The sequence below is a fragment of the Labrys wisconsinensis genome (assembly GCF_030814995.1).
GTDB classification, from domain to species: Bacteria; Pseudomonadota; Alphaproteobacteria; order Rhizobiales; family Labraceae; genus Labrys; species Labrys wisconsinensis.
The window spans coordinates 1-20,718 of record NZ_JAUSVX010000003.1 but is presented as its reverse complement, the minus strand read 5'-3'; the positions used below and the strand labels follow the sequence as shown (position 1 = coordinate 20,718).

At 69.8% G+C, this 20,718-nt stretch carries 21 protein-coding genes; 7 read left to right on the top strand and 14 right to left on the bottom strand.

Annotated features, from left to right (window positions below; translation table 11 throughout):
• Position 1: 1 nt before the first annotated feature.
• The 6 genes from QO011_RS10000 to QO011_RS09975 all read right to left on the bottom strand — a co-directional run bounded on the left by QO011_RS10000 (position 2) and on the right by QO011_RS09975 (position 5,755).
• Positions 2–247, bottom strand: a complete 246-nt coding sequence (locus QO011_RS10000; RefSeq protein WP_307271044.1) for a hypothetical protein — start codon at positions 245–247, stop codon at positions 2–4.
• Positions 248–290: 43 nt separating this feature from the next.
• Positions 291–2,240, bottom strand: coding sequence for an ABC transporter permease (locus QO011_RS09995; RefSeq protein WP_307272320.1), 1,950 nt, complete (start codon positions 2,238–2,240; stop codon positions 291–293).
• 23 nt (positions 2,241–2,263) lie between these two features.
• Positions 2,264–3,337 carry a quaternary amine ABC transporter ATP-binding protein gene (locus QO011_RS09990; RefSeq protein WP_307271042.1) on the bottom strand — a complete coding sequence of 358 codons (1,074 nt, stop codon included), beginning with the start codon at positions 3,335–3,337 and terminating at the stop codon, positions 2,264–2,266.
• A gap of 68 nt (positions 3,338–3,405) precedes the next feature.
• On the bottom strand, positions 3,406–4,377 hold the full coding sequence (locus tag QO011_RS09985; RefSeq protein ID WP_307271039.1) for an ABC transporter substrate-binding protein: 972 nt from the start codon (positions 4,375–4,377) through the stop codon (positions 3,406–3,408).
• Between the two features lie 258 nt (positions 4,378–4,635).
• Positions 4,636–5,379: a FadR/GntR family transcriptional regulator gene (locus QO011_RS09980; protein WP_307271037.1), complete on the bottom strand. Its 744-nt coding sequence runs from the start codon at positions 5,377–5,379 to the stop codon at positions 4,636–4,638.
• 58 nt (positions 5,380–5,437) lie between these two features.
• Positions 5,438–5,755: a hypothetical protein gene (locus QO011_RS09975; protein WP_307271035.1), complete on the bottom strand. Its 318-nt coding sequence runs from the start codon at positions 5,753–5,755 to the stop codon at positions 5,438–5,440.
• Positions 5,756–5,916: 161 nt separating this feature from the next.
• Here QO011_RS09975 and QO011_RS09970 point away from each other — a divergent pair, with 161 nt between their 5' ends.
• Entirely contained in the window at positions 5,917–6,804 is an 888-nt protein-coding gene (locus QO011_RS09970; protein WP_307271033.1) for a dienelactone hydrolase family protein, read from the top strand.
• 12 nt (positions 6,805–6,816) lie between these two features.
• On the opposite strand, the gene QO011_RS09965 is transcribed toward QO011_RS09970, so the two are convergent.
• Positions 6,817–7,437, bottom strand: coding sequence for a LysE family translocator (locus tag QO011_RS09965; RefSeq protein ID WP_307271029.1), 621 nt, complete (start codon positions 7,435–7,437; stop codon positions 6,817–6,819).
• Positions 7,438–7,556: 119 nt separating this feature from the next.
• Here QO011_RS09965 and QO011_RS09960 point away from each other — a divergent pair, with 119 nt between their 5' ends.
• The gene (locus tag QO011_RS09960; protein WP_307271026.1) at positions 7,557–8,378 is read left to right on the top strand and encodes an AraC family transcriptional regulator; all 822 of its coding nucleotides are present in this window, start codon (positions 7,557–7,559) and stop codon (positions 8,376–8,378) included.
• A gap of 15 nt (positions 8,379–8,393) precedes the next feature.
• Here QO011_RS09960 and QO011_RS09955 read toward each other — a convergent pair whose 3' ends face one another.
• Positions 8,394–9,362, bottom strand: a complete 969-nt coding sequence (locus QO011_RS09955; RefSeq protein WP_307271023.1) for a DMT family transporter — start codon at positions 9,360–9,362, stop codon at positions 8,394–8,396.
• A gap of 140 nt (positions 9,363–9,502) precedes the next feature.
• Between QO011_RS09955 and QO011_RS09950 the strand changes: the two genes are divergently transcribed.
• On the top strand, positions 9,503–10,402 hold the full coding sequence (locus QO011_RS09950) for a LysR family transcriptional regulator (RefSeq protein WP_307271020.1): 900 nt from the start codon (positions 9,503–9,505) through the stop codon (positions 10,400–10,402).
• A 131-nt stretch (positions 10,403–10,533) separates the two neighbouring features.
• Here the strand turns inward: QO011_RS09950 and QO011_RS09945 are convergent, their stop codons facing one another.
• The 3 genes from QO011_RS09945 to QO011_RS09935 form a co-directional block, all read right to left on the bottom strand.
• Positions 10,534–11,211, bottom strand: a complete 678-nt coding sequence (locus QO011_RS09945) for a DUF930 domain-containing protein (RefSeq protein WP_307271017.1) — start codon at positions 11,209–11,211, stop codon at positions 10,534–10,536.
• Positions 11,212–11,214: 3 nt separating this feature from the next.
• A complete protein-coding gene (locus QO011_RS09940; RefSeq protein WP_307271014.1) occupies positions 11,215–12,222 on the bottom strand; it encodes a serine hydrolase domain-containing protein in 1,008 nt (335 codons plus the stop codon).
• A gap of 85 nt (positions 12,223–12,307) precedes the next feature.
• On the bottom strand, positions 12,308–13,531 hold the full coding sequence (locus tag QO011_RS09935; RefSeq protein ID WP_307271012.1) for a TCR/Tet family MFS transporter: 1,224 nt from the start codon (positions 13,529–13,531) through the stop codon (positions 12,308–12,310).
• Between the two features lie 162 nt (positions 13,532–13,693).
• Between QO011_RS09935 and QO011_RS09930 the strand changes: the two genes are divergently transcribed.
• Genes QO011_RS09930 through QO011_RS09920 form a run of 3 tightly spaced genes read left to right on the top strand, consistent with a single transcriptional unit; the run spans position 13,694 to position 17,513 of the window.
• Positions 13,694–15,103: an amidase gene (locus QO011_RS09930; RefSeq protein WP_307271009.1), complete on the top strand. Its 1,410-nt coding sequence runs from the start codon at positions 13,694–13,696 to the stop codon at positions 15,101–15,103.
• A gap of 12 nt (positions 15,104–15,115) precedes the next feature.
• Complete coding sequence (locus tag QO011_RS09925; RefSeq protein WP_307271008.1) at positions 15,116–16,303, top strand: CaiB/BaiF CoA transferase family protein; 1,188 nt, start codon at positions 15,116–15,118, stop codon at positions 16,301–16,303.
• Positions 16,304–16,340: 37 nt separating this feature from the next.
• Entirely contained in the window at positions 16,341–17,513 is a 1,173-nt protein-coding gene (locus QO011_RS09920) for a serine hydrolase domain-containing protein (protein ID WP_307271004.1), read from the top strand.
• Between the two features lie 19 nt (positions 17,514–17,532).
• Here QO011_RS09920 and QO011_RS09915 read toward each other — a convergent pair whose 3' ends face one another.
• Together QO011_RS09915 and QO011_RS09910 are read right to left on the bottom strand one after the other, a co-directional pair.
• Positions 17,533–18,861 carry an Hsp70 family protein gene (locus QO011_RS09915; RefSeq protein ID WP_307271001.1) on the bottom strand — a complete coding sequence of 443 codons (1,329 nt, stop codon included), beginning with the start codon at positions 18,859–18,861 and terminating at the stop codon, positions 17,533–17,535.
• A 79-nt stretch (positions 18,862–18,940) separates the two neighbouring features.
• Positions 18,941–19,276, bottom strand: a complete 336-nt coding sequence (locus tag QO011_RS09910) for a hypothetical protein (protein WP_307270999.1) — start codon at positions 19,274–19,276, stop codon at positions 18,941–18,943.
• A 338-nt stretch (positions 19,277–19,614) separates the two neighbouring features.
• On the opposite strand from QO011_RS09910, the gene QO011_RS09905 reads away from it, so the two are divergent.
• Positions 19,615–20,187, top strand: coding sequence for an acyloxyacyl hydrolase (locus QO011_RS09905; protein ID WP_307270996.1), 573 nt, complete (start codon positions 19,615–19,617; stop codon positions 20,185–20,187).
• Here the strand turns inward: QO011_RS09905 and QO011_RS09900 are convergent.
• On the bottom strand, positions 20,184–20,471 hold the full coding sequence (locus QO011_RS09900) for a hypothetical protein (RefSeq protein WP_307270993.1): 288 nt from the start codon (positions 20,469–20,471) through the stop codon (positions 20,184–20,186). The genes QO011_RS09905 and QO011_RS09900 overlap by 4 nt on opposite strands.
• Positions 20,472–20,718: the final 247 nt, after the last annotated feature.

Sequence of the window (20,718 nt, the reverse complement as noted above, 5' to 3'; positions counted from 1 at the left end):
ATCACTTCGGCGGGATGGCCCGGATCTTGGCCTGGCAGGCCAGGGTGAGCTTGGCCATGTGCTGGCGCAGGCAAGGAGCGGCTTTTCCAGGAACGCTTTGCGGACAGAATTCCTTGCGGTTTTCCTTGCAGGCCGCGGGATCGTTCTCCCTCACAGCCCTGCCGCCCGCATTCGCACCAAGGGCAAAGGCGATCACGCAGACGGCGGCAATGGACATATGCCAGCCCAGGGTTTTCATACCGCGCATTGCGTCCCCCCAAAGGTCTTAGTTTCGGATCGGGTTTTACGATCTATCCCAGCCGGGCGCGGGCCCGGGCGCCGGCGCCGCCGATCAGCCGGTCGGCGACGATGCCGATGCAGGCGATGGCCAGGCCCGCGACGAGGCCGCGGCCGGCATCCGCCTTGGCCAGGGCGATGAACACTTCCTGGCCGAGGTCGCGCGTGCCGATCATGGCGCAGATGATGATCATGCTCAGCGACAGGAGGATGGTCTGGTTGAGGCCGAGCATGATCTCGGGCAGCGCCATCGGCAGCTTCACCCGCCAGAAGGTCTGGGCCGGGGTGCAGCCCGACATGGTGGCCGCCTCCGTCAGCGCCGGCGGCACCTGGCGCAGGCCGTGATTGGTGTAGCGCACCGCCGGCACCACCGCGAAGGCCACCGTGGCGATCAGCGCCGTGACGTCGCCGACCCGGAACAGCATCACCACCGGGATGATGAAGCAGAACGAGGGCAGCGTCTGCAGCGTGTCGATGACCGGGGCGACCAGCCGGTCGATCCGGTCGCTGCGCGCGCACAGGATGCCGATGGGGATGCCGATCAGCGCGGCGACCACGGTCGAGAGGCCGCAGAGATAGACCGTCGCCATGGTCTTCTGCCACAGTCCCGTGGCGGCGCAGAAGGTGGTCAGCACCGTCGCCAGCAGGGCGAGGCGCAGCCCGCCGAGCCGGTAGCCCGCCAGTCCCAGCAGCAGCACGGCGCCCGCCCAGGGAAAATTCTCGCAGAAGGCGCGGGCCGGGTTGAGCACATGGGCCAGCAGGGCGACGCGGAAGAGCTCGATCGTGTCGAAGAAGTGCTGCGTGATCCAGTCGACGCCGGCCTTCCACAGCGGCGCGGTCGAGACCGTGAGCGAGGCCGGGAGCTTGGCCAGCGCGGGAAAGGCGAGGCTCGCCAGGGTGGTGACCGCGAGGGCGGCGAGCGCCAGGGCGAGATGGGCGTGGTGCCCCAGGAGCCCGGCGCCGGGCCTGGCCGCCACCGGCCGGCGGCGGGCGAAGGCCTGGGACAGGCGGTCGAGCGCGATGGCCAGCACGACGATGGCCAGGCCCGCCTCCATGCCCTGGCCGATCTTGAGCGCCCTGAGCGCCAGCAGTACGTCGTAGCCGAGCCCGCCGGCGCCGATCATCGAGGAGATGATCACCATGTTCAGCGCCAGCATGATCACCTGGTTGACGCCGAGCATCAGCATCGGCCGGGCGGTCGGGATCAGCACGCGCCAGAGCTGCTGGCGCGGCGTGCAGCCGGCCATCACGCCGAAATCGCGGAGCTCGGCCGGCACGCGCCGCAGCGCCACGATGGTGGCGCGCACCATCGGCGGGGTGGCGAAGATCGCGGTGGCGAGCATCGCCGAGACCGGGCTGTTGCCGAACAGGATCAGCATCGGCAGGAGATAGGCGAAGGTCGGGATGGTCTGCATCAGGTCGAGGGTCGGCGTTACCACCAGGCGCTCGAGAGCCGGTGATCGCCAGGCCCGGATGCCGACGACGAGGCCGGCGAGGACGCAGAGCGGCACCGCGACGAGGATCAGCGCCAGCGTCAGCATGGCCGACTGCCATTGGCCGAACAGGGCGATGTAGAGGAGGCAGCCCCCGACCAGGGCGGCGAGCCGCCAGCCGCCGGCGGCATGGCCGGCGACGGCGGCAGCGGCGACGATGCCGACCCAGGACAGGGTGGGCAGCACCACCGCATCGGCGCCGGTGCCGATCCTGGCGCCCTTGGCAATCAGGCCGAAGGCGACTTGCAGCGGCACGTCGAGCACCGCGGTGATGCCGCGCGTCAGCCAGCTCAGATTGGCCTTGATCCAGGCCATCAGCGCCGTCAGCCATGGGGCGAAGGGCACGACGTGGTCGTCGGGCCAGAGATTGGCCCAGGCGAGCGTGTCGCGGCCGAGATAGAGGCCGAGGGTGAGGGCGAGTGCCGCGATCCAGGCGAGCGGCCAGGGACCGAGCGGCAGGCGCGCCGGCAGAGGGCGGGCGTCGGCGAGGCTGGTCAAGCCGCCGCCCTCCCGGCCGGCGCGCCGGCGAGCAGGGCGACGACGGCGGCCGGCGTCACCTCCCCGACCAGCGTGCCAGCCCCGTCGCGCACGCCGAAGGGCGCTCCGGCCGCGACGATCTCGGCCGCGAAGCTCGCCACCTTCGCCTCGCGCGCCACACTGGCGGCATGGACGAGCCCGTGAGAGGCCGGCCGCATCAGGCTGGCGGCGGACGCCACCTTGGCGCGCGGCACGTCGCGGGTGAACTCGGCGACATAGTCGGTGGCCGGGCTCATCACCAGGTCCTCGGGCGTGCCGATCTGGATGATGGCCCCGTCCTTCATGATCGCCACATGGTCGGCGAGACGGATCGCCTCGTCGAAATCGTGGGTGATGAAGACGATGGTCTTCTTCAACGCCTTCTGCAGGCGCAGCAATTCATCCTGCATCTCGCGGCGGATCAGCGGGTCGAGCGCCGAGAAGGGCTCGTCCAGGAACCAGAGCTCGGGCTTGACCGCCAGGCTCCGGGCGATGCCGACGCGCTGCTGCTGGCCGCCCGACAATTCGCGGGGATAGGCGCCCTCGCGCCGCGCCAGGCCGACCAGCTCGACCATTTCCTGCGCCCTCGCCGTGCGGGCCGCGCGCGGCACGCCCTGGACGGCGAGGGGAAAGGCGACGTTCTCCAGCACGGTGAGATGCGGCAGCAGCGCGAAGTTCTGGAACACCATGCCCATCTTGTGGCGGCGCAGCTGGATCAGCTCCGCCGGGCCGGCGGCCAGCAGGTCGCGGCCGTCGAACTCGACCGCGCCGGCGGTCGGCTCGATCAGGCGCGACAGGCAGCGCAGCAGCGTCGACTTGCCCGAGCCCGACAGGCCCATGATGATGAAGATCTCGCCCTCGCGGACGGTGAGGGTGGCCTCGCGCACTGCCGCGACGAGGTTGGCGGCGGCGAGCTCGGCCGGCGTGGCGCGGCCGCCCCGCGCGGCCAGGAACTCAGGTCCGCGCGGGCCGAACAGCTTCCACACGCCGCGGCAGGCGAGCTTGACCGGTCGCTCCGCGGGGGTGGCGGCGGGAGCCGCGGTCGTCGTCATGGCTGCAGGCCTCATGGGTCGAGCGTCGGGGAGGGGCCCGCCGCGGGCGGGCCCGTCGCTTCGCTGCGCTACTGCGCCCAGGCCTTCCAGTCCGCCTCGTGAGCGGCGATCCAGGCGGCGGCGACGTCTTCGATCGTCTTGTTGTCCAGGTCGACCTCGCCGCTCATCTTGTTGAGCTCGTCGGTGTCGATCGTATAGGCCTTGGCCACCTTGTAGGCGACCGGCCACTTGTCCTTCAGGCCTTTCCAGGAATATTTCCAGATCTCGCCGTGCGGCTTGCCGCAGTCATACTTGGCGTCCGGATTCACGCCCCATTTCGGGTCGGTGTAGCAGGCCGGCTCATATTCGGGAAACTGCACCCACTCGCCCTTGAACTTGGCCGGAGCCCAGTGCGGCGAGTAGATCCACAGCATGATCGGCGCCTGGCGCTGATAGGCCGAATCGAGCTCGGCGAACATGGCGCCGTCCGTGCCGGCATGGATCACGGTGAAGGGCAGCTTCAAGGCCGCCACGCGCTCGTCGTCGAAGCCTTCCCAGGTCACCGGCCCGCCGAGATAGCGGCCCTTGGGCGCCGTGTCCGGGGTGGAGAAGGCCTCGGCGCATTTGGGGTCGAGCAGGGCGTGCCAGTCGGGCAGGCCGGGGCACTTCTCCTTCATGTAGAGCGGATACCACCACTCTTCCTTGGCCTTGGGCCCGAGCTTGCCCAGCCGCTCGGTCTGGCCGGTGGCGTCGGAGGCCTTCATCGCCTCGCCGGCGGTCGTGTCCCAGAACTCCATGCCCACCGTGAGGTCGCCATTGGTCAGGCCGGTGGTCAGGCTGGAGAGATAGTCGGCCGTCGGATATTCGACGCTGTAGCCGAGCTTCTCCAGGATGCCGCCGAGGATCTTGGCGTTGAGGTTGACGCTGGTCCAGTCGAACAGCGCGATCTTGATCGGATCGTTCGATTCCGGCGCCGCCGCGCGTCCCGTTCCCGGCGCGCCCGCCAGCAACGCGGCCGCGAGCGCAGCCGCCAGTCCGTTCCGGCATGCCCGATAGGTCATGGCCCCAACCCCTTGTGTTGTTCTGTCCCCCGCTGGACTTGGCTCATCCGCGATCGCGTCGCGGACGGCCGTCAGCATGCGAGAAGTGTGGCCGAGAGATGCTGGACGTGCAAGTATTTTCAACCAAGGGAATAATGGCTATATTTCAAGCGTTTATTGCCTAGATTTTGGCCATTCCCGGTGCTTGTCCGGCTTCCCCGGCGCAAGGTCGCGGCGTCATCGCGGCGTGACGCCCCGTCGGCCTCGCCCGACGCGGCGTCATCGCGGCGTGACGCCCCGTCGCGCCGGGCCGACGGCGAGCGTCGTGTCGTGAATGCGCAGGATATGCTCGCGGAAGGCGGCGGCGACCGCCGAGGGATCGCGCTGCCTCAGCGCCGCCACGATGGCGCGATGATCGCCGAGGCTGCGCTCGATCGCGCCCGGCTTGCCCATCGCCGTCCGGCGATGATCCAGCATGTAGGTGTAGAGGTCGACCACGAAATCGGCGAGCAGCTTGTTGCCGCTGGCATAGTAGATGGCCAGGTGGAACTCGCGGTCGCAGATCATGAAGCGCACGGGATCCTCGCGGGCCATGCGCTGGGTCTCCAGCGAGGCCTCGAGCCGCGCGACGTCTTCGGGGCTCATGCGCAGCGCGGCGTCGGCCACGACGGCGGTCTCGACCAGCAGCCGCGCCGCGTGCACGGATTCCAGGTCGTAGCCGTTGATCGCCGTGGGATTGGTCACGCCGATGCGTTGGCCCGCCACGTCGACGTCGACCGTGGCGATGCGGGTGCGCGCGCCCTGCGAGACATGCACGACACCTTCGCCGGCCAGGCGCTGGATGGCGCCGCGCACCGTCTCGCGGCTGACCGACAGCATGGCCGCCAGCTCCCGCTCGCTCGGCAGCTCGTCGCCGACCTGCAGGATGCCGGAGGCGATCAGCGAGACGAGCTTGTCGCGAATGATCTCCTTGGCCGTCTGCTTGTGGATGGCTTCCTGGAGCGGAGCGAAGGTCGACGCCAAGACGTTCACCGGCAACTGGACCAACGAGCAGTCCAGCTAATCGAGTTCTGGACGGATGTCATCTCGAATGTTGCGCCCCCGGCGGCCGGGTGGGATCGCGGGCATCGAGGTGCCGGCGCCGCAGGTGGCGCGCCAGCAGGCCGAGGCAGAGAGCGCCGGCCAGCCAGATGACCAGGAACATCGCGAGCGAGAAGCCGACGGCCACGATGCCGTCGAAGGCATCGCCCGACATGTCGTCGAGAGCCGGCCATTGCACCCCGAGCAGCAGGTCGATCAGCACCACGGCCATGACGGCGTTGAAGGCCCAGAACGCGATCCGCAGGATCCGCTCGATCCGGCTGGGAGGAAACGGGGAAACCGGCTCCGGCTGCGACATTGGCGCTCTCGCATCGGTCCGACCCGGGGCGGGCCTTTCGATATTTTGGCCGCCGGGTTCCCATCCGTCAACGCACACGGCCACCGCGTGCCGGTTGGCCTTGCCTTTACGGAAGCTCGGCGCGACGATGGCCGCGGGCTGCCCGGGCGATGGAGATGCCGATGATGCGCATGATCCTGACGATCGCCGCCATGACGTGGTTGATGGTCGCGGCGGCCTGGGCCGGGCCGGAGGCCGGCCCCGACACGGTGCATTTCGCCGGCCCGGACGGGCAGAGCCTGGTCGCTTATCTCTTCCTGCCCGGCGGGCATGCCACACCCATTCCGGCCGTCGTGATGATGCACGGGCGCGCCGGGCCCTATTCCATCGCGGCGCATGGCAGGTTCGACTCGACGACGCTTTCCCAGCGGCATCTGTTCTGGGGACGTTTCTGGGCCGATCACGGCTATGCCGCCCTTCTCGTCGACAGTTTCGGGCCGCGAGGCTTCGCCGGGGGCTTCCCCGTCCATTCCTACGGCGATCGACCCGACGCGGTGAACGAGGTGACGGTCCGGCCGCGCGACGCCTATGCCGCTCTGGCCTATCTCCGGTCCCGGCTGGACGTCGATCCGCACCGCATCGCGCTCCAGGGCTGGTCGAACGGCGGCAGCGCTGCGCTGGCGACCATGGCCGACGTGACGCTCGAGGCGCAGCATCTGCCGCCGCGCGAGGGGTTCGTCGGCGCGCTCGCCTTCTATCCCGCCTGCGGCCTGCACGACGTCTTCGACCAGCGCTACCGGCCCTATGCGCCGGTGCGGGTGTTCAGCGGCGACCATGACGAAGAGGTCTCGGCCGCCCATTGCCGGCGGCTGGTCGATGCCAGCAAGGCCGGCGGCGGCGACATCGCCATCACGGTCTATGCCGGCGCCACCCACGACTTCGACGATCCCGGTCGCAGGCGCCAGGGTGTCGAGGCCAATGTCGCCGCCCAGGCCGATGCCGTCCCGCAGGCTCTCGCCTTCGTCGAGGGCCTCTTCGGGGCGGCCACGACGAAGCCGGCCGCGCCCTGACCGGTTGGCCGCTCAGTGCATCGCCGCGACGGCCATGGACGCGACCAGCACCGCCGCGAAAGCGAGATTGACGACCCGCGAGAGCCGCGGCCGGTCGAGCAGGCGGGCGAAGGACGCCCCGGCGATCAGCCAGGCGAGGTGGATCAGGACGATCATGACGAGGAGGATCGCCGTCTTGGCCGCCGTCTCCATCGCGCCGGGCTGGAGCCCAAGCGATGTCCCGGCATAGACGGCGCCGATCGCCAGATAGGCCTTGGGATTGGCGACCGCCAGCAGCACGCCGCCGGCGAAGGACGGCACGGTCGCCTGCGAATCGGCCCGTGAGGGCGGCGGCGCCGTGGCGATCCTGAAGGCGAGATAGAGGATATAGGCTGCGGACAGGCCGAACAGGATCGGCGCCAGGCCCGGCAGCGAAGACAGGAGCGAGACGAGGCCGGCGGCCACCGCGCACAGGACCAGGCCGGCGCCGAGGACGAGGCCGAGGAAATAGGGCAGCGTGCGCTGCAGGCCGAAGCTGGCGCCGACCGCGGTGAGGCTGATCGTCGCCGGGCCCGGGCTGCCCATCACCGCCAGGGCCGCCAGCACGAGCATCAGCACCGGCCGGGCCTCGATCTGGGAAAGCTGCTGCAGCATGGTCGCGAACCCTGTAGCGTATCGGCATGCAGGAGACGCTAGGCCGCAGCCGTGCAGTCGGTCTTGAAGGCTTGTGCGGGGCGGCCGGCGCGGACCGCCGCGCCCGCCCGCGCATCCGCATGGGCTGTCCGGCCCCCGGGATCGAACGCCTCGAGGCCCATCTCTTCGGTCAGGCCTATTCGCCGCATCGCCACGACGTCTATGCGATCGGGGTGACGCTGTCGGGTGCCCACCTCTTCGGCTACCGCGGCGAGCGGCGCGTCTGCGATCCCGGCCACGGCCACGTGCTGCATCCCGACGAGGTTCATGACGGCGGCGCCGGCACCGAGGAGGGCTTCGGCTATCGGATCATGTATGTCGATCCCGCGCTGATCCAGGCGGCGCTCGGCGGCCGGCCGCTGCCCTTCGTCGCCGACCCCGTCGTCCGGCCGGCGGATCTGGCCCCGGCCTTCGTCGCGAGCCTGGCCGACCTCGATGCGCCGATCGGCGAGGTCGAGCGCGTCGAGGTCGCGGTCGCCGTCGCCGACATGCTGGAAGGCCTTGCTGCGCCGACCCGTAGGGGAAGCCGCGCTGCCCCGCTGCACGTCGAGGCCATGTCTCGTGTGCGCGCGCTGATCGCCGACGATCCGGCCGTCGCCCATTCCGCCGAGGGGCTCGAACGTGCGGCCGGCCTCGATCGCTGGACGGTCGCGCGCCAGTTCCGGGCTGTCTTCGGCACCAGCCCGAGCCGCTTCCGCACCATGCGCCGGCTCGACCAGGCGCGCCGCATGATCGGGGAGGGGATGCCCCTCTGCGACGCCGCGCTGGCCGCCGGCTTCGCCGACCAGAGCCACATGTCGCGGCTGTTCCGAGGGACCTGGGGCCTGACACCGGGCCGATGGGCGGCGCTCGCCGGGCAGCGCGATGCCGGCCGTCCCGAGCCGGTGGAGCAAAGAAGGTGATCGCTGCGCGCGGCATCAGGCGTCCTGCACATGGCACCTGCTCGACCTCGATCGCCCTTCATGAAAAACGCGGATGGTGAGAAGGACTCCGGCAATCAGGATCACGATGCCGCCGCTCTCGACGGCGGTCGGCCATCGAGCATGAATGACGAGACCGCCGATGATGCCGAAGACCGTTTCCAAGACGATCAATTGAGCCGCCAGCGCGATCGGCAAGATGCGTGCGGCCATGTTCCATGCCCATACGCCCCCGACCGTGGCCAACAGCGCCAATGACGCCCCCCAAACATAGAGCCGGCCGGCGACATCGTATGCGAAGCCCAGCTTCGAAAGCTGGAAAAGGCCCAGGGCGGTGCCGAAAGGGGCCATAGCCAGCATCTGGATGCCTCCGCCCACGAGGATGAGAGCCGTCCAGACACTCGACGGCATGTCCGGTCTCGCAGCCATCGCCGCCTGGTTCTCGATAGCGAACCAGACCCAGAGCACCACCGCGGCAGCCGCCAACGGAATGCCGATCGGGAGCGAGCGCGCGGAATCCAAGCCCTCGGCTGTGAAGGCCGCTCCGTTGACGAGAAGGAGGCCGATCGAGACCAGAGCAAGAGGTACCGAGAGGGCGCGCCACGGTACGGACCCTTGCCGCAGGTTGCCGACGAGCGCGAGGACGATCGGAACAAGCCCCACGAAAGCCGGAGCGACAACCGGCCCGCAATAGATCGCCGCTCCCGTCACCGTCAGGAAGTAGCCGACATAGCCGATGAAGGCGAGCCAGGACGCCACGAGCCAGTTACGACGCGTGAGATGCTGCGATATGTTCTTTTCCAATAATAGAATGCATAGTCCGACCAACCCTGAAACCACGTGCCGGACCAGCGCAAGATCGAAAGGGGAGAAATTGCCGATCATGAAGGGTGCGATGAAGTTCGACGACCATGCGAACGCTGCCAGGACAGCGGCGGCCACACCGAGATAGAATGGTCTTCCCATGCCTGACTCCGCCTGAGCGAGATCGGGCGAGGGGAGGCCCCGCCCGTTCTTCCGCCCCGCTCGTTTCCGCCGGTTCCTATGTCTTCGGCCCTCCCATCGCCACCACCAAGATCAGGAAGTGATTTTCCAAGAATGGAAACATGAACTGGAACGACATCCGCTACTTTCTCGCTGTCGCGCGCCGGGGCGGCCTGACCGGCGCTTCGCAGGACCTGGGTGCGAGTCCCTCCACCGTGGCGCGCCGGATCGAAACCTTGGAGGCTGCGCTGCGAACCCGGCTGTTCGAGCGACGGCCGGACGGCTACGGGCTGACCGAAGTCGGGCACGCCATGATCGAAAAGGCCATGGCGATCGAAGCGGCGATGGTCGATCTGCAGGACGGATTCGGCGAGCGGGACGGCCGCGTCTCCGGGACGGTGCGGATCGTCACCGTCGAAACGCTCGCGCACCATCTCCTGATTCCCAGCCTGCCCCGGCTCCAGGAAGCCTGCCCGGATCTCTCACTGGGAGTCGTGGTCAACGCGATGTCGTTCTCTCGCCTGCCCCAGAGAGAGACGGATATCGGTTTGCGCCTCTGCCGGCCGGAGCAGGGCAATTTTCTCGTCCGGCGCATCGGAACGATCGCATTCGGCCTCTATGGATCGAAGGCGTATGTCGCCGGCCATCCCATTGTGGAGGATCGACTGCCCATAGCCGGTCATCGGCTGATCACATGGGGCGATTCACTTTCGTTCCTCGCTTTGCCAAGAGCGCTCCGGTCCTGGACGGAAAGCGGCATTGCCACACTCATGGTCGATTCCATGCAGGCGCAGGTTCTGGCCATCAAGGCGGGAAATGGCCTGGGTGTCCTTCCCTGCATCCTGGCGGATGGTGAAGGGCAACTGTCGCGGATCAAGCCCGAGCTGTGTCGGCAGGAGGAAGCCATCTGGCTGGTCGTCCATGAGGCCGTTCGGCATATGAAGCGCGTGCGTGTGGTCAGCGATTTCATCGAGACGATCGTCAGGCAGCATCAACCGGCCCTTGCCGGACTGGCACCCTGAGACCTGGAGCAGGCATCTTCGAATGCGCGGAGGACGACAGACACGGATGCCTGTCGGATCACTCGGACCGGGCGCGGGTCCGCAAGGCGTGCGCGATCCGTGAGCGGCTGGCGGGCTCGCGCGGACGGATTTCAGTCCGATGGGGCGTCCGTCGCGGGCAGGTTGTGGCGGGCCCATTCGCCGCGGGGGATGGCATCGCCCACGGCGAACTCGAAGGCCGCGACCCTTGCATGGTCCGGCGTCAACTCGCAGCGGAAACGGACGGCATACCACTCGCCCTTGCTGTGGAAGGCGCCGCCGTCCGCGGAGAGCGCATTGCCGGCGGTCCGCGTCTCCGCCATGGCATAGGCGACGAGCCGGTCCGGCTGCGTGTCCCGGCGGGTGATGCGGATCTGCTCGATCGCCTCGATGACGCAGAGCTGCTCCATCCGCTCGTCCGGCGCGAGCAGGGGCAGCGTCTGCACCACCGGTCGGTTGCGAGGGTCGGCGAGCGCCGCTCCGGACAGCATGCGCGCCGCCTTGACCATGGGCGGAGGCACGGCGGAGCGCGGGCCCACGTTCGGAACGGGCGGCGCCGTCGGCGCAGCGGCCGGGCGATCGGGCTGGCTCGGCAGCCGCATCGGCGCGGCGGGCGCATGCTCCGGCGGCTCGGTCACGATCTCGACGTCGATGCCCCGCTCGGGGATCACCGCGAGCGGCCGAGGGCCGGGCATCAGCACGAGGACCAGTCCGAGGAGGAGGTGGAGCAGGATCGCCGCCGACAGCCCCCAGGCGATGGTGCGCTTCCGCCTTTCCCCGGGCGGCGGCATCGGCTAGGGCGCGCCGTCGGCGATCGCCCGGGCCAGGGCGAGGAAGGCCGTGGTGCGCAGCCCGCGGGCGCCGCCCTCGAGGTCCACGGTCTGCACCACGACGAGGTGCTTGGACGGGACGACCGCGAGGGCCTGGCCGCCGTAGCCGGAAGCCAGCGCCGCTCCGGCGCCCCATTGCGCCGACGACAGGCTCCACCAGAGATAGCCGTAGCCACGCCCCTCCCGGTCGGTCGCCGAAAGGGCGGCAGCGGCTTGCTCGATCCACGCGGCGGGCACGATCTGCCGGCCGTTCCAGCGGCCGCGCTCCTGCACGAGCAGGCCGAAGCGCGCGAGATCGCGGGCGCTCATGCTGAAGGGATAGGCCGGATGGATCGAGACGGCCTCCCGCACATATCGGCCGTCATGCGCGGAAAAGTCCTCCATGCCGATCGGATGGGCGATCCGGCGCTCGAAGCTCGCGAAGATGTCCTCGCCCATGACCTTGCGATAGATCGTGCCCAGGACGTTGAAGTCCCAATTGTTGTAGAACCAGAAGGTTCCGGGCGGATGGCTGCCGCGCGCCGGCCGTTTCGCGCGGATGTCTGATGTCTCGTAGGCCGCGGCGTGATAGACGCCCGAGCGGGCCATAAGCAGATCGCGCAGGGTCGCCCGTTTCTCCGCTTGCGTCAGGGCGGGCGGCTCGTCGTCGATGCCGAGCTGCTCCAGTGTGCGGGAAAGATCGATCCGCCCCTCCGCCACGCCGATGCCGTAGAGCATCCCGATGAGGCTCTTGCGCACGGAGCGCAGGTTGACCTTGCGGCCGACGTCGCCCCATGCGGCGACCACCAACCCGTCCCGGACGACCATGACGGCCGTGGGCCTGTGGGTGGCGGCGTAGGCCTGCACCGCGCGGGATGCGGCATCCGACCATGCGGAGGGCGCCGCGCGCTGCCACGGTCCGGCCGGATCGGCCAGGGCGATCGAGGCGGGCAGGAGGCACAGGACGACGGCCAGGATCAGACGCGGTGCCATGCCTCCTCCCAATGCCGCTCGGCTCGTCTGGACCATCAAGCCGGCGATTTCTGGACGGCTCGGGCGCAGGGACGCCCGCAGCGCGCTACGCCGCCCGCGGCTTGCGCGGTGTCCGCACGAACACCCATAGCGCGACCGCCGACAGCAGCGCCGTCGCCAGGAACGGCGCTCCGGGCAGCTCGATCGGCGCTTGCGGACCGGTGAAGGCGCCGAACAGCTGCGTCCCGATGAGCGGGCTGGCGATGGACGTGATGCCCATCAGGCTGGCGATGGCGCCCTGCAGCTCGCCCTGGGCGTCCGCCTCGGTGCTGTGGGTCATCAGGGCGCTGATCGCCGGCATGGCGATGCCCTGGATCGAGCCGACGACCAGGAGGACGTAGATCATCCAGCCCTGGCCGGCGAAGGCGTAGCCGACGGCGATGACCGCTTCGAACACGAGGCTGATCAGCGCCGTCCGCCATTCGCCGAAGCGCTGGATGAAGGGGCCGACCAGGCCGCCCTGGACCACTGCCGTGATGGCGCCGAAGAAGGCCAGCGACAGGCCGACTTCCAGCTCGCTCCAGCCGTAGCGATAGATGGTGTAATAGGCCCAGATGGCGGGGTAGATGCTGTTCCCCAGGAAGTGGAGGAACAGCGTCACGCCGAACACGGTCAGCGCGGGGTGGCGGCGAAAGGCAGCCAGCGCGCCGAGCGGGTTGGCGCGGGCGAGGCGGAAAGGCCGACGCTTCTCCGGCGCCAGGGTTTCCGGCAGCACCAGCCAGCCATAGACGAAATTGGCGAGCGACAGGGCGGCGGCGGCGTAGAACGGCACGCGGTGGCCGTATTCGCCGAGCAGGCCGCCGAGAGCCGGCCCGATGATGAAGCCGACGCCGAAGGCCGCGCCGATATAGCCGAAAGCCTTGGCCCGCTCCTCGGGCGCGGTGATGTCGGCGATGAAGGCGCTGGCGACGGAATAGGAGGCGCCGCACACGCCGGCGATCAGCCGCCCGACGACCAGCCAGGCGATGGTCGGCGCGAAGGCGGTGAGGGCATAGTCGATGCCGAGCCCGCCCACCGAGAGCAGCAGCACCGGCCTGCGGCCGTAGGCGTCGGAAAGGTTGCCGATGATCGGGCTGAACAGGAACTGCATGGCGGAATAGGCGACCAGCAGCCAGCCGCCGAGGGTGGCGGCGCTGGAGACGTCGACATGGGCGAGATCCCTGATCAGACCGGGCAGCACCGGCAGGATGATGCCGAGGCCGATCATGTCGATGAACACGGTGATCAGCACGAAGCCGAGCGCATGCTTGCCGGGTCTGCGGTCGGACATCGGGACGCTCCGTCGACGGGACAGGCCTTCTAGGCGAGGCGGCGGCGAATCGCCAGAGGCGGCTCGTGGCCGGTATCCGGGGCGATACGAAGCTGGTATGCCGGTCGGACCGTCCGACGCCGGTCGGACCGTCCGGCGCCGGCCGGACGCGATGGAGGCGCCATGACCCATCCCCTGACCGCGACCGCCATCGCCGCCGCCGTGCGCTCGGGCGGGCTGAGCGCGCGGCTCGCCGTGGAGGTGGCTCTGGCACGCATCGGCACGGTGCAGCCGGCGCTCAACTGCTTCACCGAGGTCTACGGCGAGGAGGCGCTGGTCCAGGCCGCGACCATCGACGCCCTGCCGCTCGATCGGCGCGCCGGCCTGGCCCTGTGCGGCGTGCCCATCGCCATCAAGGACTTCACGCCGATCGCCGGCAAGCGCACCACCTTCGGCTCGAAGGTCTTCCGTGACCATGTCGCCGATGCCGATCCGGTGATCGTCCGGCGGCTGAAGGCGGCGGGCGCCATCGTCGTCGGCCACACCACCACGCCGGAATTCGCCTATTCCGGCTACACCCACAGCCCGCTCTGGGGCATCACGCGCAATCCCTGGAATATGGGGCGCACCCCCGGCGGATCCTCCGGCGGTTCCGGCGCCGCCGTGGCGGCGGGATGCGTGCCGCTGGCCGAGGGCACGGACATGGGCGGCTCGGTGCGCATCCCCGGCTCGCTCTGCGGCATCGTCGGCATGAAGCCGAGCTTCGGCCGCATCCCCCTCGACATCTCGCGCACGCAATATGATTCCCTCGCCCATTTCGGGCCGCTGGCCCGCACGGTGGACGATGCGGCGCTGTTCCTGTCCGTCACCGCGGGGCCCGACGACGCCGACGTCTTCTCCCTGCCGTCGGCGCCCTCGGTGCTGCCGCTGCCGAGCCTGGAGGCGCCGCGCCTGGCGGTCTCGCCCGATCTCGATGTCTATGCGACGAGCCCTGCCGTGGCCGCCCTGTTCGAGGCGACGGTGGAGGCCCTGGCAGCCGCCGGCGCCCGGATCGAACGGGTGCGCACGCCCTTCACCCGCGGCCATATCGAGGACCAGGACGCGCTCTGGGCCTATTGCTTCGCCGGCGATTTCGGCCACCTCCTCGAGGAGCACGAGGCCGAGCTCGATCCCGGCGTGGTGCGGTTGATCCGGGCCGGACGCCGCCTCGACGCGGTGGCGCTCCGGGCGATCGAGCATCGCCGCACCGCGCTCTGGCGCGCCTTCGCGCCGCTGGTGGCCGGATATGATGCGCTGCTCTGCCCGACCACCTGCGACACGGCGCGGCCGGTCGAGGCCTTCGACGACCCTTCCGTGACCATGCCGGACGGGCGGCTCTACACCCAGTCCATGACCGAGCCCTTCAACCTGGTCAGCGCCTGCCCGGTGGTGTCGGTGCCGATGGGCCTTGCCGCGGACGGCCTGCCCGCCGGCATGCAGGTGGTCGCCCGGCGCCATGACGATGCCCGCGCCCTGGCCGTGGCGAAATGGATCGAGGGCGTGCGGCCCTGGAGCTTCCCCACCGGGCTTGGCGAGGCGGCGCCGGTGTCGTAAAGCCGCGGAGCCATGTGGACCCAGCCCGCCGACCCCGCTTCGTCTTCGACCCCGCCCCGGCCGCTCGCCGGCGTGCGCGTGCTCGAGCTCGCCCGCATCCTCGCCGGCCCCTGGGCCGGCCAGCTCCTCGCCGATCTCGGCGCCGAGGTGATCAAGGTCGAGCGGCCCGGCACCGGCGACGACACGCGCGGCTGGGGGCCGCCCTTCGTCGAGGCCGCGGATGGCGGGCATCTCGACGCCGCCTATTTCCATTCCTGCAACCGCGGCAAGCGCTCGATCGCCCTCGACTTCGAGACGGCGGAGGGCGCCGAGCGGGTGCGCTCGCTCGCCGCCGGCTGCGACGTGGTGATCGAGAACTTCAAGGTCGGCGGCCTGCGCAAATACGGCCTCGACCATGAGAGCCTGGCCGGGCTCAACCCGCGCCTCGTCACCTGCTCGATCACCGGCTTCGGCCAGGACGGGCCCTATGCCGCCCGCGCCGGCTACGACTTCATGATCCAGGGCATGGGCGGCATCATGGACCTGACCGGCGATCCGCAGGGCGAGCCGCAGAAGATCGGCGTCGCCTTCGCCGACGTGTTCACTGGCGTCTATGCCGCGGTCGGCATCCTGGCGGCCCTGCGCCGCCGCGACATGACGGGGCAGGGCGGCCATGTCGACATGGCGCTGTTCGACACCCAGCTCGCGGTCCTGGCGAACCAGGCGATGAACTATCTCGTCTCCGGCAAGGCGCCGAAGCGCATGGGCAACGCCCATCCCAACATCGTGCCCTACCAGCTGTTTCCCGCCTCCGACGGGCACATCATCATCGCCTGCGGCAATGACGGCCAGTTCAGGAAGCTCTGCGCCCTCCTCAACGTGGCGGACCTTGCCGCCCATCCCGACTACCTCACCAACAAGGACCGGGTGCGGAACCGCGAGACGCTGTGCCCGCTGCTGGCCGGCCTGACGGGCCTGCGCAGTCGCGCCGACCTCCTGGCGGCGCTCGAGGCGGCGGGCGTGCCGGCCGGACCGATCAATTCGGTCGCCGATGCCCTCGGCGATCCCCAGGCCCTGCATCGCGGCATGGTGGTCGACCTGCCGCATCCCCGGGCCAAGGGCGGGGCGGTGCGCGCCGTGCGCTCGCCGATCCTGATCGACGGCGAGCCGATGGTGGCGCGCCGGGCGAGCCCGGGCCTGGGAGAAGACGGGCAGGGGTGATCGGGCCCGCCGAGACGCTGAGGAAAGGGCCGGGACAATGGCTGAACCTTCACCCCCGCCGTCCATCCGCGGCTTCGTCGCCCCCAGCTTCGAGCCGGTCGCCGAGGCCTATGCCCGCGCTTTCGCCGAGGCCGGCGACGGCGGCTCGGCCTTCGCGGCCGTGCGCGGCGGCGAGACGGTCGTCGATCTATGGGGCGGCACGGCCGCGCCCGGCCGGCCCTGGGCCGAGGATACGCTGCAGGTGATCTTCTCCGGCACCAAGGGCCTGGTCGCCACCTGCATGCTGATGCTGGTCGATCGCGGCGCGCTCGACCTCGGCAGGCCTGTCGCCCATTACTGGTCCGCCTTCGCGGCGAAGGGCAAGGACGGCGTGCTGGTCCGCGACGTGGTCTCGCATCGCGCCGGCCTGCCGGGCATCACCCTGGCGCCGCTCGCTGCCGCCGATCTCGCCGACGACGAGGGCATGGAGGCGCGGCTCGCCGCCGAGCCGCTGTCGCCCGATCCCGGCGCCTATGGCTGCTACCACGCCCTGACCATCGGCTGGCTGTGCGGCGGTCTGCTCCGGCGCATCGACGGCCGGTCGATCGGCCGCTTCTTCGCCGAGGAGGTCGCCGCCCCCCTCGGCCTCGACATCTGGATCGGCCTGCCGCCGGCCCTGGAGCCGCGCGTCGGCGTGCTGGAGCTCGGCCCGGACTGGGACGACGGCCTGACGCCCGAGCAGGCTGCGTCGAGCACCTACCGTTCGATCTGGGGCAATCCGCCGCTGTTCCCGCGCGAGGGCACGCCCTGGAACACGCGGGCCTACCATGGCGCCGAGATCCCCGGCGGCGGCGCCGTCGCCTCGGCCCGCTCGATGGCACGCCTCTATGCCTGCCTCGCCGAAGGCGGCGGACTGGACGGTGTCCGGCTGATGCGGCCGGAGACGCTGGCGCAGGGCCGGCGCGAGCTCAGCCGCTTCACCGACCCCTTCATCGACGAGCCCATGCGCTTTGCCACCGTCTATGCCTTGCAGACGGAGCAGCACCGGTTCGGTCCGCCTGCCGATGCCTTCGGGCACAACGGCGCCGGCGGTTCGATCCATGCGGCCTGGCCCGGCCAGCGGCTCGGCGTCTCCTATGTCATGAACCAGCTCCGTTCCGATCCGCGGGATCAGCGCTCGCGCCCGGTGCTGGAGGCGCTGCACGGCGTGATCGCGGACATGCCAGGCTGATCGGCGCCCCTCCGGCGCCTCAGCCGTGCTGCCCGGACGGGACAGCCCAGCGACCGACATCCGCCTCCTGCCCGATCATCGCCAGGCCCGCGGCGATCGATTCGAACTGGTCGGTGTTGGTGAGACGCTCCTCGCCGAAGCGCTCGGCGAACAGGCGCCGGATCGCCGGCACCAGCGAGGTGCCGCCGGTGAGGAAGACGCGCTCGATCTCGCCTTCCGCCGTTCCGGCCCGGCGCAGCACCTCGTCGACCGTGCCGGCGATGCGGGCCACATCCGCCGCGATCCAGCTCTCGAAGTCGCGCCGCGTGACGCGGGCGCCGATCTCGGTGTCGTGCACGGCGAAGCGGAACTGCGTCTCATCCCGGCTCGACAGGGCGAACTTGGCGTCCGACACCGCCCGGTAGAGCGCGAATCCCATATCGAACTCGATGATGTCGGCGAAGGTGTCGAGCTGCTCCGGCTTCAGCGCCGCCTTTGCCAGGTCGCGCAGGCCCTTGAGGTCGCCATTGGCCTTCATCATCGCCAACTGGTGCCAGCGCGACAGATTGGCGTAGTAGTGGTTGGGGATCGCCAGCTCCTTGTCGAAGGAGCGGTAGCTCGATCCCTTGCCGAGGCGCGGCGACACGACATGGTCGACGATGCGGGTGTCGAACACGTCGCCGGCAATGCCGATGCCGGCATGGCCGAGCGGCTGGGCCCGCAGCTGGCCGCCGGCCCGCTCGAAGCGCATCACCGAGAAGTCGCTGGTGCCGCCGCCGAAATCGGCGACGAGCACCGTGGCGTCGCGCTGCAGCGCCCGGGCGTAGAAGAAGGCGGCGCCGACGGGCTCGAAGACATAGCTCGCCGCGCCCACGCCGGCCTCGGCGAAGGCGGTGTGGTAGCGCTGCATGGCGAGCCCGTCGTTCGGGTTCTGGCCGGCGAACTTCACCGGCCGGCCGATGACCACCCGGGCGGAGGCGAGGTCCAGCGGCGTGCCGGCATGTCGCGTCAGATTGCGCAGGAAGGTGACCAGCAGGTCCTCGAAGCGGTATTTCTCGCGGAAGATGCGCGTGTCCTGGAAGGTGGAGCTGGCGGCGAAGGTCTTGAACGACTGGATGAAGCGCAACGCGAAGGAGCCGTCGACGAGCTGGTCGATGGCCCAGGGGCCGCCTTCGACGCGTGTCGTCGCCGAGCCGCCGCGCCGCTCGTCCCAGAAGCACAGCGCCGAGACGAACCCGTTCAGGATGCGGCCGCGATGGTCGAAGGTGACGATCCGCGCGGCCTCGCCCGGCGTCGCGATCGCCACCACCGTGTTGCTCGTGCCGAAATCGATGCCGATCGAGGCGTCGGCGGCGGGCGCTGTCGGCATGGAAGGTCTCGCGACGGGGGAGGGGGCGCGGGATTAGCGCATGTCGGCGCCGCGCGCCAGTCCCGCCGCGCCGCGGGGATCACAGCCGCTCCACCTCGTAGCCCTGCTTGTGGACCGCGCTCTCGAACCGCGCCAGCTTCAGGAGCGCGATCAGTTCCGGCAGCGGCTCCTCGATGACGAAGCGATTGCCGTGGGTATCGAAGCGGACCAGCCGGCAGGGCGCCGCCAGCCCGGGGCTGATCTCGGCCACGGCGGCGGCATCGATGCCCTGGGCGTAGAGCGCGGCGGCGAGCGCCCGAACCGGCACGGCCGTCGGGCAGGCGAGGCGGTCTTCAGCGAAGACCAGATCCACGCCGCCGAGCGTGATCCGGCCGGGCCGGCTGCCTCTGATACGAACCTGGTGGTGCGCCGGCATCGGCCATCCCGGGCGTGAAAGTATCGCAACGGTGACTTGCGTCATTCCTGCCACACTGGGCCGCGCAAAGACAGAATGCGACTTCATGGGCGAGGACATGCCGACTGCGCGGGCGCGAGCGATGCGAAGCCAGGCAAATTCGCTTGATTTCAAGGATTTTCGGCCGGACGCACCTCGGCAAGGGCACGCCGGCCGCCGGCCTCCGCCTCGACGGGCACCCAGTCGGTCGGCCGGTCACGGCCGTCAACCGAACGTTAACCATAAGTCATCGTGATTGCCATGTATCCGGTTTCTGCGTATCGATTGTCGCGGGGGCCGAGTCCGCTCGGGATTTGCCAATGCGCCGTGCACTCTTCGTTTGCTGCCTCGTGGCGGCGCTGGGATCGGTGGGGGCTGCGAAAGCCGCCGACGTGGATACGACCGCGCCGCCCATGGTCAGCGATCCCTTCTTCAACGAAGTGCGCCTGGGCGTGATGGGCCACGGCATCGACACCAGCGACGAGATGGGTGATGTCGACCTCAACGTCGAGCTCCTGTTCTCCAAGCCGTTCCATGCCGATGGCTGGGTCGAATATCTGATCCCGCGTCCGCATGTCGGCGCCACCATCGATTTCGACGGCAGGACGAGCACCGCCTATGCCGGCGTGACCTGGCACGTGCAACCCTTCGAATTTCCGGTGTTCGTCGAGGCGAGCTTCGGCGGCAGCGTCAACAACGGCAAGGACGAGGGCAGCGAAAACCGTATCGCCGTCGGCTGCAACCTGCTGTTCCGCGAGTCCGCCGCGCTCGGCTACCAGTTCGACGAGCACTGGAGCGTCATCGCCTCGATCGAGCACAACTCCAATGCCGGGCTGTGCAGCGAGAATCGCGGCATCACCAATGCCGGCATGAAGATCGGCTACAAGTTCTAGTCGTCGTCCGTTCGGCCTTCCGGGGACCGGCTCTTGCAGCCGACTGTCGGACAGTTCAGCCCGAATCCACGCTCATCACGCCTGCAGGCGATCAGCGACTCGCCGCGATAGGCCATGCCGGTGCAGGCCTGATCCCGCCGGCAGCTCTCGACATCGGCGTGGCGCCCGCAGGCATCGCCGGCCGGCGCCGGGCACCAGTCGTCCGGACGCAGGCCGCAGGCGTTTCCGGCCCAGGCCGGAGGCGCCGCAAGCAGGCCGAGGAGCAGCACGGAGCACAGGCGCATCGGATCTCCCACAAGGCTCTGGCGTGGCGCCGCGGACCCTATCATGATCGTCGCGGCCGCGCGGAGGATTGCATGGGACGGGGGCTAAGCAGAATTTCCGAACTCCGCCCGCTGGGCGGGCTCGGAAATTCTGCTGGATGTCAAAGATTTAGCAGAGTTTCGGGGGGGGGGGGGGGGGGGGGGGGGGGGGGGGGGGGCGGGGTGGGGGTGGGGGGGGGGGGGGGGGGGGGGGGGGGGGGGGGCGGGG

Bases quoted from the DNA above. Each gene is read 5' to 3' on its own strand.
- QO011_RS10000 (WP_307271044.1), bottom strand. From the start codon at position 247: ATGCGCGGTATGAAAACCCTGGGCTGGCATATGTCCATTGCCGCCGTC.
- QO011_RS09990 (WP_307271042.1), bottom strand. From the start codon at position 3,337: ATGACGACGACCGCGGCTCCCGCCGCCACCCCCGCGGAGCGACCGGTC.
- QO011_RS09985 (WP_307271039.1), bottom strand. From the start codon at position 4,377: ATGACCTATCGGGCATGCCGGAACGGACTGGCGGCTGCGCTCGCGGCC.
- QO011_RS09975 (WP_307271035.1), bottom strand. From the start codon at position 5,755: ATGTCGCAGCCGGAGCCGGTTTCCCCGTTTCCTCCCAGCCGGATCGAG.
- QO011_RS09970 (WP_307271033.1), top strand. From the start codon at position 5,917: ATGATGCGCATGATCCTGACGATCGCCGCCATGACGTGGTTGATGGTC.
- QO011_RS09965 (WP_307271029.1), bottom strand. From the start codon at position 7,437: ATGCTGCAGCAGCTTTCCCAGATCGAGGCCCGGCCGGTGCTGATGCTC.
- QO011_RS09960 (WP_307271026.1), top strand. From the start codon at position 7,557: ATGGGCTGTCCGGCCCCCGGGATCGAACGCCTCGAGGCCCATCTCTTC.
- QO011_RS09955 (WP_307271023.1), bottom strand. From the start codon at position 9,362: ATGGGAAGACCATTCTATCTCGGTGTGGCCGCCGCTGTCCTGGCAGCG.
- QO011_RS09950 (WP_307271020.1), top strand. From the start codon at position 9,503: ATGAACTGGAACGACATCCGCTACTTTCTCGCTGTCGCGCGCCGGGGC.
- QO011_RS09945 (WP_307271017.1), bottom strand. From the start codon at position 11,211: ATGCCGCCGCCCGGGGAAAGGCGGAAGCGCACCATCGCCTGGGGGCTG.
- QO011_RS09940 (WP_307271014.1), bottom strand. From the start codon at position 12,222: ATGGCACCGCGTCTGATCCTGGCCGTCGTCCTGTGCCTCCTGCCCGCC.
- QO011_RS09935 (WP_307271012.1), bottom strand. From the start codon at position 13,531: ATGTCCGACCGCAGACCCGGCAAGCATGCGCTCGGCTTCGTGCTGATC.
- QO011_RS09930 (WP_307271009.1), top strand. From the start codon at position 13,694: ATGACCCATCCCCTGACCGCGACCGCCATCGCCGCCGCCGTGCGCTCG.
- QO011_RS09925 (WP_307271008.1), top strand. From the start codon at position 15,116: ATGTGGACCCAGCCCGCCGACCCCGCTTCGTCTTCGACCCCGCCCCGG.
- QO011_RS09920 (WP_307271004.1), top strand. From the start codon at position 16,341: ATGGCTGAACCTTCACCCCCGCCGTCCATCCGCGGCTTCGTCGCCCCC.
- QO011_RS09915 (WP_307271001.1), bottom strand. From the start codon at position 18,861: ATGCCGACAGCGCCCGCCGCCGACGCCTCGATCGGCATCGATTTCGGC.
- QO011_RS09910 (WP_307270999.1), bottom strand. From the start codon at position 19,276: ATGCCGGCGCACCACCAGGTTCGTATCAGAGGCAGCCGGCCCGGCCGG.
- QO011_RS09905 (WP_307270996.1), top strand. From the start codon at position 19,615: ATGCGCCGTGCACTCTTCGTTTGCTGCCTCGTGGCGGCGCTGGGATCG.
- QO011_RS09900 (WP_307270993.1), bottom strand. From the start codon at position 20,471: ATGCGCCTGTGCTCCGTGCTGCTCCTCGGCCTGCTTGCGGCGCCTCCG.